Consider the following 13,958-nt stretch of genomic DNA (forward strand, 5'->3'; position numbering starts at 1 on the left):
GTGGGTCACCTCATTCGCTAGAAAGCGCTTCCACCCCCCGGTACGACCCTAGGGAAGGTCCTGATGTCAGAACAAGACCCGTGCATCGCATCCGCCACATCCGTCTCGTCGGCCGCGCCCGTCGCGCCTGTCGGGGCCGTCGGGGGAAAGCGTCGTCGTTGTGCCGTGGTGGGGCTGGGTGCGCGTGCGCGGATGTTCACCGAGGCGCTGACCGGGCCGTACGCGGACCGGATCGAATTGGTGGGCTTCTGTGACGTCAACGCCCGTCGTATGGCCGTCCACAACGGGTGGATCGCGGCCGATCATCCTGGGCGGGGGGCCGTGCCTGCTTACGCCGCCGAGGACTTCGAGGTCATGTTGCGGCGCGAGCGGGTGGATCTTGTTGTTGTGTGCAGTGTCGACCGCACCCATGACGACTACATCGTGCGAGCGCTGGAAGCGGGGTGCGACGTCGTCACGGAGAAGCCGATGACCACGGACGCCGACAAGGCCCGCCGCATTCTCGATGCTCGGCGGCGGACCGGGGGTGACGTGCGGGTCGCCTTCAACTACCGCTACAACCCGGTGCATTCGGCTGTACGGGAACTCATCGCGGCCGGGGAGATCGGCGAGGTCGGGTCGGTGCACTTCGAGTGGCTGCTCGATCTGCGGCACGGTGCGGACTACTTCCGGCGGTGGCACCGGGACAAGGCCAACTCCGGTGGGCTGATGGTCCACAAGGCCACGCATCACTTCGATCTGGTCAACTGGTGGTTGGGCACGGAGCCGGAGACCGTGTTCGCGCAGGGCGGGCTGTTCTTCTACGGCGAGGAGGCCGGGCGGCGGCGGGGGCTTGCTCGGCCCTATGCCCGGGCTCACGGGGCCGCTGCGGCGGAGGGGGATCCGTTCGCGGTGCGGCTTGCGGACTCCGAGGTGCTGCGTGCGCTCTATCTGGAGGCGGAGGCTGAGGACGGGTATCACCGCGACCAGAACGTGTTCGGGCCCGGGGTCAGCATCGAGGACGACATGGCCGTGCTTGTGCGGTATGCGTCCGGGGCCTCGTTGACGTATCACTTGACCGCCTACTCCCCCTGGGAGGGGTATCGCGTCGCCTTCAACGGGAGCGAAGGGCGGCTGGAGCTGTTGGTGGAGGAGTCGACGTGGACTCGGTCCGCGGTGCGGGCCGACGGGGCGAGTCCTGTCATGCACGGGGCGGCTGTCGGGGATGAGGCCGGGCGTACGGAGTTGTTGCTGCGGCGGTTCTGGGAGCCGGCTCGTGAGGTGAAGGTCGGGGGCGGGGTGGGTGCCGCTGAGGGTGGACATGGGGGTGGAGATGTGCGGATGCTGGCCGATCTGTTCGGCCCTCGGTCCGGCGGGGATGCCCTGGGGCGGGCTGCCGACGCGGTTGACGGGGCGAGGTCGTTGGTCACCGGGCTGGCCGCCAACGAGTCGTTCGAGACCGGGTTGCCCGTGCGGGTGCGGGATCTGTTGGACGTCTGACGTCGTCGGCAGGCCGCGGGCTGCCTCACCAAGTGACGTGCAGGTTCTCGGGTGAGCGGTGGATCAGGGTCGGGCGCATCGTGACCGGGTGGTCGTCGGTGAGGCGGAGGGTGGGGAAGCGGGTCGTCAACTGCTACAGGGTCAGGCGGAGTTGCTCTCTCGCCAGTTGGGATCCTGGGCAGGTGTGCACCCCCAGGCCGAATGCCAGGTGCCGGCCCGGGGTGCGGGTGATGTCGAACCGCGAGGACGGCGGGGCCGGCATCACGTCCGGGCGCAGCGCGTTCGCCGAGGAGAAGTCGTCCGGGCGGCGGAGGATCTCCCTGACGTCCTCGTCTCTGGCCGCCAGCCAGGCGTCGAGTTCCGGGATGAACGTCAGGCCTTTGGCCCTTCTCGCGCGCTCGTAGTGGGGGTACGGGTCTCGTTGCAACTCGTCGAGTCTGCTGTGCGGTTCACCGTCCACGGGGTCATGGTGCCGGACGCGTTCGGGGGCGGCTAGGGCGCTTCCGGGCCGGTGTGGGTGGGGCGGGGCCGTGCCGGTATGTCACGTTCGCGACTGCCGGGCGTACGGCCCTGAGTCCTATTGGTGGGCGTTTCCAGCGGGAGCCGTACGTCGCGAACGTTGACATACCGGCACGGCCCCGCCCCGGGTGCGTCGGCGGGTGCGGGGGACTTGGGTGGTTTTTGCCTACGATCTTGGCGTGGCTCTCTTTGTTGTGCGGCGGGACAGCGTGGTGGGTGTCGGTGAGGCTTGGCGGCGGCTCACTGCGTGGGAGAGGCATGCGGATGTGGTGCCCCTGACCCGGATCACTGTTGCCGCGAGGGCGGGGGGTGGCGTGGGCACCATGTTCGTGGCCCGGACCGGGGTCGGGGTACTTGCGTTTGATGACCCCATGGAGGTTGTCGTGTGGCGGCCGCCTGTGGGAGGGCGGGCCGGGGTCTGTCGGCTCGTCAAGCGGGGGGCTTTTGTAACTGGGTGGGCCGAGATTGAGGTGCGTTCGGGGGTGGGCGGTGGTTCGCGGGTCGTGTGGCGAGAGGAGTTGAGGGTGTGGGGGGTGTCCCGGGTTTTTGATTCCTTGGTGGGGTGGGTGGCTCGGTGGGTGTTCGGGCGGGTTGTGCGTCGGCTGTTGGTGCGGCCCTGACGGGGTGTGGGGCGTCCTCCACATGTCCGGCTGACGGTCCGTGGTGGGATGGCTGACGGTCAGGGATGGGATGGAGGTCGCGGCTGGAGGTTCTCGGGCAGCTCCGTGTACTTCATGTACGCCTCCCGGCTGTCCGAGACGAAGGGCCACTGCCACAGCCTCTGTCGCAGCTCGGCCTCGGGCAGCCAGTCGTGCCACGCGATCTCCGACGGGTCCGGCGTGATGTCCCCGTCGACCTCATCGATGACGGCCTCGTGCAACCCGAGCCAGTACGGGCTGATCTCTCCCCGACAGAGGTACTTGAAGGCGAAGCGGACCGTGGCCCTGATTCCGAGTTCCTCCTTCAGCTCCCGGGTCGCGGCCTCCTCGTAGGACTCCCCCGCTTCGACGGCTCCGCCCAGCAGCCAGTTGTACTGGCCGGGGAAGCGTGTGACGTGCTCCGGCCTGCGGTGCACGAGTATGCGTCCCCCTGGGTCGCGGCATACGACCGTGGCCACCCGGTGCAGCCAGCCGCGGCGGACGGCTTCGCCCCGGTCGACGATGTCGAGTACCCGGTCGTGCTCGTCGACGCGTTCCACCTGCTCGCCCGTGAGAGTCATGGAGCCCACCCTGCCAAAAGTCTGTGGAGTGCGGCCGAGCGGACTTGCGAGACTGGGATCCATGAGCGACATGGAGAGATTCCGTCGGGCCGTTGTCGAGTGGGCGGCCGGTGGAGTGGGGGCGTCGGCGGCCGGTGAGAGCGCGCGGGAGCTGGCGGTCGGGGTCGGGCTGCGTACGGTCGTGCTCGTCGAGGGGGGCAGCGATCAGGTCGCGGTCGAGGTGCTGGCCACGCGGCGTGGCCGGGATCTGGATGCCGAGGGTGTGTCGGTCGTGCCGCTCGGGGGTGCGACCAGTGTCAGCAGGTTCGTGGATCTGTGCGGGCCTCAGGGGCTCGGCGTGCGGCTGGCCGGCCTGTGCGATGTCGGGGAGGAGCGCTTCTTCCGGCGGGCGCTGGAGCGGGCCGGGCTCGGCTCCGACATCCCGCCGGAGGGGCTGGAACCACTTGGTTTCTACGTGTGCGACATGGACCTGGAGGACGAGTTGATCCGGGCTCTGGGCGCCGAGGTCGTGCAGCAAGTCGTGGTGGAACAGGGCGAGTCGAGGCCGTTCCGCACCTTCCGGAACCAGCCCGCCCAGCGGGAGCGGACCGTGGAGCAGCAGTTGCGGAGGTTCTTGGGCACGCACAGTGGCCGCAAGGCACAGTACGCGCGCGGGATGGTCGAGAGTCTGGATCTGGAGCGGACGCCTCGGCCGTTGGAGCGGCTTCTCGCCCACGTCTGACTCTCGCCCCCTCCTGAGGACGCGTCTCGCCCCGGGGCGGGTGCGCCTGTGTCAGGCCACCGAACCTATTCGTGCGGTGGGCCTCAGTGTCGACGACATGTCGTGGTGGATGGGGGTGTGGGCGCCGGTGAGTGAGACTCCGGTGCCGCCTCGCCTGTTGGCGACGATCTCCGCGGCTATGGAGAGGGCCGTCTCCTCGGGCGTGCGGGCTCCCAGGTCGAGCCCGATCGGGGAGCGCAGGCGGGCCAACTCCAGTTCGGTTACGCCGACTTCGCGGAGACGTTCGTTGCGGTCCAGGTGGGTGCGGCGGGAGCCCATCGCTCCGACGTACGCCACGGGGAGGCGGAGCGCGAGCCGGAGGAGGGGTACGTCGAACTTGGCGTCGTGGGTCAGGACACAGAGGACCGTGCGGGCATCGACGTGCGTGCGCTCCAGGTAGCGGTGTGGCCAGTCGACCACGATCTCGTCGGCCTCCGGGAAGCGGGCCGATGTCGCGAAGACCGGGCGGGCGTCGCACACCGTGACGCGGTAGTTCAGGAACTTGCCGATACGGACCAGGGCGGAGGCGAAGTCGATCGCTCCGAAAACGATCATCCTGGGTGGCGGGACCGATGATTCGATGAGGAGTGTGAGGGGTGCTCCGCAGCGAGAGCCCTGCTCTCCGATCTCCAGGGTGCCTGTGCGGCCCGCGTCCAGGAAGGCGCGCGCCTCGTCCACGGCCGTCCGGTCCAGTTCCGGGTGGGCGCCGAATCCGCCCTCGTACGAGCCGTCCGGGCGGACCAGCAGGGCGCGGCCCAGGAGTTCCGGAGGTCCGGATGCGATACGCACCACTGCCGCCGCCTCCCCGCGCGTGGCGGTGGCGAGGGCCTGAGTGAAGATCTCCCGGTCGGAGTCCTCGGCGCGTACCGGCGTGACCAGGATGTCGATGATGCCGCCGCAGGTCAGGCCCACGGCGAACGCGTCGTCGTCGCTGTAGCCGAAGCGTTCCAGGACCGGCTTCCCGTCCGCCAACGCCTGTTGGCACAGCTCGTACACCGCGCCCTCCACACAGCCGCCGGAGACCGAGCCGATCGCCGTGCCGTCGGCGTCCACCGCGAGGGCGGCGCCGGGCTGACGAGGAGCGCTGCCGCCGACGGCCACCACGGTGGCCACGGCGAAGTCGCGTCCCTGCTCGACCCACCGGTGCAGCTCTTCGGCGATGTCCAGCATCTCTCGTTCTCCTAACGGTGGTTGGGGTGGCTCGTCGGTCGGGTCGGCCCCGCGCCCCGAAAGGGGCGCGGGGAGCTGCGCGACCAGCCACGACGGACCCGCGGACGAAGCACCCCCAACCAGCGGAGCGCCTCGCGGAGCGCCTAGTGGACGCCCATCCAGCTCTCGATCGGGTTCAGGGCGAAGTAGACGAGGAAGATCGCCGTCAGGCCCCACATGAACGCCCCGATCTCCCGCGCCTTGCCCTGGGCGACCTTGATGGCGACGTAGCTGATGACTCCGGCCGCGACACCCGCGGTGATGGAGTACGTGAACGGCATGATCACGACCGTCAGGAAGACCGGGATCGCGGTGGCGCGGTCGGCCCAGTCGACGTGCCGGGCGTTCATCATCATCATGGCGCCGATGACGACCAGGGCCGCGGCCGCGACCTCGCCCGGGACGATCGCCGTCAGCGGGGTGAAGAAGAGACAGGCCGCGAAGAACAGGCCCGTGATGACCGAGGAGAGGCCCGTGCGGGCGCCTTCGCCTACGCCTGTGGCGGACTCGACGAACACCGTCTGGCCCGAGGCGCCCGAGACGCCGCCGATCGCGCCGCCCGCGCCGTCGATGAACAGCGCCTTGGACAGACCCGGCATCCGGCCCTTGTCGTCGGCCAGCTTGGCCTCGGTGCCGACGCCGATGATGGTGGCCATCGCGTCGAAGAACCCGGCGAGGACAAGGGTGAAGACGATCATGCCGACCGTCATCGCGCCGACCTGGCCCCAGCCGCCGAACTCCACGTCTCCGAAGATCGAGAAGTCTGGCATGGACACCGCGCTGCCGTGCAGCTCGGGTGCGCCGCTGGCCCACTGCTTGGCGTCGATGACGTCCAGGGCATTGAGGACGACGGCGAGTACGGTGCCGCCGACGATGCCGATCAGGATCGCGCCGGGGATGCCGCGCGCCTGGAGCATGAAGATGGCGAGCAGGGTGACGGCGAAGAGCAGGACCGGCCAGCCGGCGAGTTCACCGGTCGCACCGAGGGAGAGCGGGGTCGCCTCGCCCTGGTGGACGAAGCCCGCCTTCACCAGGCCGATCAGGGCGACGAACAGGCCGATGCCCATGGTGATCGCGTGCTTCAGCGCCAGCGGGATCGCGTTCATGATCATCTCGCGCAGCCCGGTGACCACCAGGAGCATGATCACGACGCCGTACATCACACACATGCCCATGGCCTGCGGCCAGGTCATCTGGGGAGCGACCTGCGAGGAGAGGACGCCGGAGACGGAGAGTCCGGCGGCCAGGGCGAGCGGCACCTTGCCGAAGAAGCCCATCAGGAGCGTGGTGAAGGCCGCCGCGAACGCGGTCGCGGTGATCAGGGCCTTCTGGCCGAGCGTGTCCCCCGCCGCGTCCTTGCCGGACAGGATCAGCGGGTTGAGCAGCAGGATGTACGCCATCGCCATGAAGGTCGTGACGCCGCCGCGCACCTCACGCGCGACCGAGCTTCCTCGCTTGGATATGTGAAAGTACCGGTCGAGCCAGGACCTGCCGGCCGGGATACGGGTTCCTTCACCCGCATCGTCGGCGGTGGTCCTCGGCTCCAGTGACTGCTGGGTCATGTGGGCCTACTCCCAAGGTTCACAGGGACACCCGCGGTTGCCTTCGGCGTTGCGGGATTTGGGAACGTGCTTCGGCCGCACGACCCGGGGGACGGCCCGAGACGAACGAACTGAGTACTCCGGGCAGCGCGGAGTGTGTGACGTTCCGTGCGCCGCCCGGAGGGTCTGTCACGCGGTTCCGGTGAGGTGTTCCGGACGTACCGGCGTGCGGTTGAGCTCCAGCCCGGTCGCGTTCCGAATTGCCGCAAGGACAGCCGGAGTCGACGACAGGGTCGGTGCCTCGCCGATGCCACGGAGCCCGTACGGCGCGTGGTCGTCGGCGAGTTCGAGCACGTCGACGGGGATGGTCGGCGTGTCGAGGATCGTGGGGATGAGGTAGTCGGTGAAGGAGGGGTTCCTGACCTTCGCCGTCTTGGGGTCGACGATGATCTCCTCCATGACCGCGATGCCCAGGCCCTGGGTCGTACCGCCCTGGATCTGGCCGATGACGGACAGCGGGTTGAGCGCCTTGCCGACGTCCTGGGCGCAGGCCAGTTCGATGACCTTCACCAGGCCCAGCTCGGTGTCCACCTCGACGACCGCGCGATGGGCGGCGAAGGAGTACTGGACATGGCCGAAGCCCTGGCCCGTACGGAGGTCGAAGGGCTCGGTCGGCCGGTGCCGCCACTCCTCCTCGACCTCGACGGCCTCGCCTTCGAGTACGTCCACCAGGTCGGCCAGTACCTCGCCGCCGTCGGTGACGACCTTGCCGCCCTCCAGGAGCAGTTCGGCGGTGGCCCAGGCGGGGTGGTACGAACCGAACTTGCGGCGGCCGATCTCCAGGACCTTCTCGCGGACCAGCTCGCAGGAGTTCTTGACGGCGCCGCCGGTGACGTACGTCTGGCGGGACGCGGAGGTCGAACCGGCCGAGCCCACCTGTGTGTCGGCCGGGCGGATCGTCACCTGCGAGACGCCCAGCTCGGTGCGCGCGATCTGCGCGTGGACGGTGACGCCGCCCTGGCCGACCTCCGCCATCGCGGTGTGGACGGTGGCCACCGGCTCGCCGCCGACGACTTCCATGCGGACCTTGGCCGTTGAATAGTCGTCGAAGCCCTCGGAGAAGCCGACGTTCTTGATGCCGACCGCGTAGCCGACACCTCGTACGACGCCTTCGCCGTGGGTGGTGTTGGAGAGGCCGCCGGGCAGCTGGCGGACGTCCGCCGCCTCGCCGGCCGCGAGCCACTGCTGCTCCGGCGGCATGGGCATCGCCTTGACGCGGCGCAGGAGTTCGGCGACCGGGGCCGGGGAGTCGACCGGCTGGCCGGTCGGCATGATCGTGCCCTGGGACATCGCGTTCAGCCGGCGGAACTCGACCCGGTCCATGCCCACCTTGTCGGCGAGCTTGTCCATCTGAGCCTCGTAGGCGAAGCACGCCTGGACCGCGCCGAAGCCGCGCATGGCGCCGCAGGGCGGGTTGTTGGAGTAGAGGGCGATCGATTCGATGTCGACGTCTTCGAGTACGTACGGGCCGACCGCGAGGGACGCCGCGTTGCCGACGACCGCCGGGGACGCGGAGGCGTAGGCGCCGCCGTCCAGGACGATGCGGCACTTCATGTGCGTCAGCTTGCCGTCCTTCGTCGCCCCGTGCTCGTAGTGGAGCTTCGCGGGGTGGCGGTGGACGTGGCCGAAGAAGGACTCGAAACGGTTGTAGACGATCTTGACCGGCTTGCCCGTGCGCAGTGCGAGGAGGCAGGCGTGGATCTGCATCGACAGGTCCTCGCGGCCGCCGAACGCGCCGCCGACGCCGGACAGCGTCATGCGGACCTTGTCCTCGGGGAGGCCGAGGACGGGTGCGATCTGCTTGAGGTCCGAGTGCAGCCACTGGGTGGCGATGTAGAGGTCGACGCCACCGTCCTCGGAGGGCACCGCGAGACCGGACTCCGGGCCGAGGAAGGCCTGGTCCTGCATGCCGAAGGTGTACTCGCCCTCGACGATGTGGTCAGCGCGCTTCCGGGCTTCGTCGACGTCGCCGCGGAGGATCGGCTGGCGGTGCACGATGTTCGGGTGCGGGACGTGGCCGATGTGGTGGTCGTCGCGGCCCTCGTGGACGAGGATCGCGTCGGGCGCGGTCGCGGACGCCTCGTCCGTGATGACCGGCAGTTCCCGGTACTCCACCTTGATCTTGGCGGCGGCGCGTCGGGCGGTCTCAGGGTGGTCGGCGGCGACGATCGCGACCGGCTCGCCGTGGTGGCGGACCTTGCCGTGCGCGAGCACCGGGGTGTCCTGGATCTCCAGGCCGTAGTTCTTCACGTCGGTCGGCAGGTCGTCGTACGTCATGACGGCGTAGACGCCGGGGGTCTTCAGCGCCTCGACCGTGTCGATGGAGACGATCTCGGCGTGGGCGACCGTGGAGCGCAGGATCTGGCCCCAGAGCATGTCCTCGTGCCACATGTCGGAGGAGTACGCGAACTCGCCGGTGACCTTGAGGATGCCGTCCGGGCGGAGGGTGGACTCGCCGATGCCGCCCTTGGTCCGGGAACCCTGGGTGACCTTGGTGGGAGTGCCGAGGGGAGCGCTTTTGCCGGGCATGGTCAGACCGCCTCTCCCTGTCGGGCGGCCGCCAGGCGGACCGCGTCCATGATCTTCTCGTAGCCGGTGCAGCGGCAGAGGTTGCCCGACAGCGCCTCGCGGATGTCCGCGTCGCTCGGGGTCGGGTTGCGCTCCAGCATCTCGTCGGCGGCGACCAGCAGGCCGGGCGTGCAGAAGCCGCACTGGACGGCGCCGGCGTCGATGAACGCCTGCTGGATCGGGGAGAGTTCGGTGCCTTCGCCCGCCTGGGAGTCCGAAGGCCTGGCCGCCCACTGCTTGGCCGCGTCCAGGGGCGTACCGCAGGCTCCGGAAGCCCCGGAGGCACAACCTCCGTGCTCCGCACGCTGTTTGGCGAAGTCGGCGAGGCCCTCGACCGTGACGACCTCGCGGCCCTCGACCTGGCCGGCCGCGACGAGGCACGAACACACCGGTACGCCGTCCAGGCGGACCGTGCAGGAGCCGCACTCGCCCTGCTCGCAGGCGTTCTTGGAGCCGGGAAGCCCCATGCGCTCGCGCAGGACGTAGAGCAGGCTCTCGCCCTCCCAGACATCGTCGGCTTCCTGTGGACGGCCGTTGACCGTGAAATTGACGCGCATTACGCGACTCCCTCCGAATGGGCGGCGGTGCCGCGGTACGACTCCCAGGTCCAGGTGAGCGTGCGGCGGGCCATGATGGCGACCGCGTGGCGGCGGTAGCTCGCCGTGCCCCGGACGTCGTCGATCGGGTTGCAGGCGGCGGAGCACAGCTCCGCGAACTGCTTGGCGACCGACGGGGTGATGATCCTGCCGTTGTCCCAGAAGCCGCCCTCTTCGAGCGCCGCGTTCAGGAACTCCTCGGCGGCCTTGGCCCGTACGGGTGTGGGCGCGGCCGAGCCGATGCCGGTGCGGACCGTGCGGGTGTCGGGGTGCAGGGCCAGACCGAAGGCGCAGACCGCGATCACCATGGCGTTGCGTGTGCCGACCTTCGAGTACTGCTGTGGGCCGTCGGCCTTCTTGATGTGGACGGCCCGGATGAGCTCGTCGGCGGCGAGCGCGTTGCGCTTCACACCGGTGTAGAACTCGTCGATCGGGATCAGCCGCGTGCCTCGTACGGACTGGGCCTCGACCTCCGCGCCCGCCGCGAGGAGGGCGGGGTGGGCGTCGCCGGCCGGGGAGGCGGTGCCGAGGTTGCCGCCGACGCCGCCGCGGTTGCGGATCTGCGGGGAGGCCACCGTGTGGGAGGCGAGGGCCAGGCCGGGCAGCTCGCCGCGCAGCTGCTCCATGATCGCCGTGTACGGGACCGAGGCGCCGAGGCGGACGGACTCCTCGCCGACCTCCCACTCACCCAGTTCGCCGATGCGGTTCAGGTCCAGCAGGTACTCGGGCCGGCGGTGGTCGAAGTTGATCTCGACCATCACATCGGTGCCACCCGCAATCGGCACAGCGGTGGGGTGCTCGGCCTTCGCGGCGAGCGCCTCCTCCCAGCTGGCGGGGCGAAGGAAGTCCATGACCGGCTCTCTTCTTCGTCTCGTGGATGGTTCTGTTCAAGCCAGTTCGTGTGCGGCGGGCCCGGCTCGTTCATACGTTGTTCACGTTGATTGAAATCAGTACACAGCGCCGTCCCGCACCTGGGTCAGTCACCGAAACCATGAAGGAGTTCGCTGGCCAGGGCGCGCATCTTGTAGATTCGTATGAACGGAGGCCATCAGTAACCTCCCCGCTTTCCCAGGGAAACACCAGACACAGCCTCGGGAATCAGCGACCACCTGTCGCGAAAGCCCAGGACACAGGCCATGAGGGCCGGAACCACCGTCCACCGGACCCCTCGGACCCACGCTGCGGAGCCCGGGAACCCGTGCACGGGGCACCCATCCTCGGGTCACTCCGGAACCATCCAGATCCATCGTAGTTTTCGAGACAGAACGGCGGCGACGAGAATGCGGCTGCGCGCACTGCTGGACACGGACGCGCTGGGCCTGCGGCTGCTCGGCGGCGAGGACGAGCTGGACCGCACGGTCCGTGGCGTGATGACCACGGACCTGCGGGACCCCAGCCGCTATCTCTCGGGCGGCGAGCTGGTGCTCACGGGGCTCGCCTGGCGCCGCGACGCCACCGATTCGGAGCCCTTCGTACGGATCCTCGCGAGCGCCGGGGTCACCGCGCTGGGCGCGGGCGAGGCCGAGCTGGGCCCCATCCCGGAGGACCTGGTGGCGGCCTGTGCGCGGCACCGGCTGCCGTTGTTCGCCGTCAACGAGTCGGTGGCCTTCGCGACGATCACCGAGCACGTCGTACGGCAGGTGTCGGGCGAGCGCGCCGGGGATCTGGCGGCCGTGGTGGACCGGCACCGGCGGATGATGACCTCGGGTCCCGCGGGCGGCGGCCCGGACGTGGTCCTGGACCTGCTCGGCTCCGACCTGGACCTGCGGGCCTGGGTGCTCTCCCCCGCCGGGCGCCTCATCGCGGGCTCCCCCGATGCCGAGCCGGGGCTGCCCGCCGCGGTGTGCGCGGCACTGGCGGGCGAGCATCTGTCGGCGGTCCGCACCGGGCGGCGCGGGCCGTACCGGGTGGCGGTGGGCGGCACGACGTACTCGCTCTTCCCGATCCGCAGCAGCGCGCGGGGCCCGGGCACGGCGGTCACGACGGGCGCGCGGGACGTCCGCGAGACGGTCCTGTCGGACTGGCTGCTCGCGGTCGAGGCCGACGCCGGGGACTGGCCGGCGGAACGGCTCGACCTGCTGGAGGGCGTGACCCAGCTGATCTCCGTGGAGCGGGACCGGCGGGACGCGGCACGCACGGTGCGGCGGCGGCTCGCGCAGGAGGTCCTCGAACTGGTGCAGACCGGTGCCGCGCCCGGTGAGATCGCGGCGCGGCTGCGGGTCGCGGCGCCCGTGCTGCTGCCGGGGCTCGGCGCGGCCCCGCACTGGCAGGTCGTGGTCGCCCGGGTCGAGTGGGACGGCGGGGAGATCGAGGGCGGCCCGGTGGCGCAGGCCCTCCTCGAGGAGATCCTCGTCGACCCGCTGTCGTCGGGGCCCGAACCGTCCGACCGGATCGCGGTCGCCCATACGGGTGACGAGGCCATCGCGCTCGTACCGCTTCCGGCGGTTTCCTCGGAGCACGACGGCTCGGAGGCCGGGCTGCACGCGGACACCCTCCTGGCGGCCGTACGGGACCCGCTGTCGGCGGGCCTCGACGACGACGGGCGGCTCACCCTCGGCGTCAGCGCCTCCGTTCACTCGGCGGAGGGGCTGCGCGGCGCCCTGGAGGAGGCCCGGCACGCACGCCGGGTCGCCGCGGCGCGGGCCGGCCGGGTGTGCGCGGCCGGGCACCAGGAGCTGGCGTCGCACGTCCTGCTCCTGCCCTTCGTCCCGGACGACGTGCGTCGCGCCTTCACGGCGCGGCTCCTCGATCCCCTCCGCGACTACGACCGGCGCCACCGCGCCGAGCTGATCCCGACCCTTGAGGCGTTCCTCGACTGCGACGGCTCCTGGACCCGGTGCGCAGCCCGTCTGCACCTGCACGTCAACACGCTGCGCTACCGGGTGGGACGCATCGAACAGTTGACGAGTCGCGATCTTTCCCGCCTGGAGGACAAGCTCGACTTCTTCCTGGCGTTGCGGATGAGCTGAGGTCACAAGCGTGTGCGGCTGGTGGCACCAAGTGCCTTCGCCGCCGCACCCCTTGTCCCACGACTTTGTGAAATCCTTCACCCACCCCCTTGGCCGGGCGAGTGCATTCGTGCTGAGATGCCGCCACCACTCAACAGCTCAATGGCGTGCTCGGGGAGGGCAACGTGGCGTATCCCGCCATGTCTGGTTACGGAACGACTGCTGGGGACGATCCACTCCAGACCGCGGTGTGGCGGCTGCGCTCGCGCGCCTGCTGGGCCGACGCGGCGGCGCTCCTCGAACCGCACACGGCATCGGCCGCGCTCCAGCGGGCCTCGCTCCTCGTCGAGCGCTGCCTCTACACCGAGCAGGGCTGGGCGGAGGCGGAGGACGCATTGCGTACGGCGGAGGCGCTGGCCCAGTCCGACGACGAGCGGGGCGCCGCGGCCTGCGAGCGCGGGCAGCTCGCGTACGCGTCCACGCTGCTCGCCGTCCGCGACCGGGCCGACGAGGCGCGGGCCGCGCTCGGCCGGGCCGCCGCACTGATCGCGCCCGGCGCTCCGGGCCGGGCCCTGCTCGACTTCCGGCGCGGGCTGCTCGCCGAGAACCTCGCCCGTTCCCCGCAGTCCGCGCGCGCCGCCTACCGCCGCGCCCACGCCGGCGCCACCGCCCAGGACGACGCTCTCCTGCTCTCCTTCACCTGGCGCCACCTCGCCGGACTCGCCCTGCGCGAGGGCGAGTTGGCGGAGGCCCGGCACGGCTTCGGTGAATCCCTGCGCATCCGGGAGGAGTTGGGCTATCTGGTGGGCACGGCCCCGGCCCTGGCCTCCCTGGCCGACGCGGAGACCGAGCCGGAGGCCTCCCGCCTGCGCGCCGAGGCGGGGCGCCTGTTCCGCCTCCTGGGAGGCGTACCGACCTGGCTGGCGGACCAGTTGACGCCACCGGCGGCAACGGCCTGAGCCGGGTGGCTGCCGCCGGCTGGTGTGGCATGTGCGGGTGCGTGGGGGCTGGTCGCGCCCCGCGGCGGAGCCGCAAATGTCACAGCCCCGCGCCTCTTGG

10 protein-coding genes and 1 pseudogene are annotated in these 13,958 nt (G+C 70.4%); 4 read left to right on the forward strand and 7 right to left on the reverse strand.

Features of this window, described 5'->3' with window-relative positions; all coding sequences use genetic code 11:
• The first annotated feature begins 63 nt into the window (after positions 1–63).
• The gene (locus OG718_RS15205; RefSeq protein WP_443055060.1) at positions 64–1,479 is read left to right on the forward strand and encodes a Gfo/Idh/MocA family protein; all 1,416 of its coding nucleotides are present in this window, start codon (positions 64–66) and stop codon (positions 1,477–1,479) included.
• Positions 1,480–1,729: 250 nt separating this feature from the next.
• Here OG718_RS15205 and OG718_RS54415 read toward each other — a convergent pair.
• Both OG718_RS54415 and OG718_RS15215 read right to left on the reverse strand, forming a co-directional pair.
• Positions 1,730–1,939: pseudogene (locus OG718_RS54415) on the reverse strand (cytochrome P450); the annotation flags it as partial.
• A gap of 738 nt (positions 1,940–2,677) precedes the next feature.
• Positions 2,678–3,217, reverse strand: a complete 540-nt coding sequence (locus OG718_RS15215) for an NUDIX hydrolase (protein ID WP_328844379.1) — start codon at positions 3,215–3,217, stop codon at positions 2,678–2,680.
• Positions 3,218–3,278: 61 nt separating this feature from the next.
• On the opposite strand from OG718_RS15215, the gene OG718_RS15220 reads away from it, so the two are divergent.
• Entirely contained in the window at positions 3,279–3,938 is a 660-nt protein-coding gene (locus OG718_RS15220; RefSeq protein ID WP_328844380.1) for an ATP-dependent endonuclease, read from the forward strand.
• Between the two features lie 51 nt (positions 3,939–3,989).
• On the opposite strand, the gene OG718_RS15225 is transcribed toward OG718_RS15220, so the two are convergent.
• From OG718_RS15225 to OG718_RS15245, 5 genes are all read right to left on the reverse strand, one after another.
• Positions 3,990–5,147 carry an XdhC/CoxI family protein gene (locus tag OG718_RS15225; protein ID WP_328844381.1) on the reverse strand — a complete coding sequence of 386 codons (1,158 nt, stop codon included), beginning with the start codon at positions 5,145–5,147 and terminating at the stop codon, positions 3,990–3,992.
• Between the two features lie 143 nt (positions 5,148–5,290).
• Positions 5,291–6,748 (reverse strand): NCS2 family permease, encoded by a 1,458-nt coding sequence (locus OG718_RS15230; RefSeq protein ID WP_143641904.1) that lies wholly within the window; start codon positions 6,746–6,748, stop codon positions 5,291–5,293.
• Positions 6,749–6,916: 168 nt separating this feature from the next.
• Positions 6,917–9,316 (reverse strand): xanthine dehydrogenase family protein molybdopterin-binding subunit, encoded by a 2,400-nt coding sequence (locus tag OG718_RS15235; protein ID WP_328844382.1) that lies wholly within the window; start codon positions 9,314–9,316, stop codon positions 6,917–6,919.
• Between the two features lie 2 nt (positions 9,317–9,318).
• Positions 9,319–9,912 (reverse strand): (2Fe-2S)-binding protein, encoded by a 594-nt coding sequence (locus tag OG718_RS15240; protein WP_306936866.1) that lies wholly within the window; start codon positions 9,910–9,912, stop codon positions 9,319–9,321.
• Positions 9,912–10,802, reverse strand: a complete 891-nt coding sequence (locus tag OG718_RS15245) for an FAD binding domain-containing protein (RefSeq protein WP_143641901.1) — start codon at positions 10,800–10,802, stop codon at positions 9,912–9,914. The genes OG718_RS15240 and OG718_RS15245 overlap by 1 nt, the downstream gene beginning before the upstream one ends.
• A 429-nt stretch (positions 10,803–11,231) precedes the next feature.
• On the opposite strand from OG718_RS15245, the gene OG718_RS15250 reads away from it, so the two are divergent.
• Positions 11,232–12,920, forward strand: coding sequence for a PucR family transcriptional regulator (locus tag OG718_RS15250; protein WP_143641900.1), 1,689 nt, complete (start codon positions 11,232–11,234; stop codon positions 12,918–12,920).
• A 164-nt stretch (positions 12,921–13,084) separates the two neighbouring features.
• The gene (locus OG718_RS15255) at positions 13,085–13,858 is read left to right on the forward strand and encodes a hypothetical protein (RefSeq protein ID WP_143641899.1); all 774 of its coding nucleotides are present in this window, start codon (positions 13,085–13,087) and stop codon (positions 13,856–13,858) included.
• The last annotated feature ends 100 nt before the right edge of the window (positions 13,859–13,958 follow it).

It is taken from the genome of Streptomyces sp. NBC_00258, from assembly GCF_036182465.1.
GTDB lineage: Bacteria > Actinomycetota > Actinomycetes > Streptomycetales > Streptomycetaceae > Streptomyces.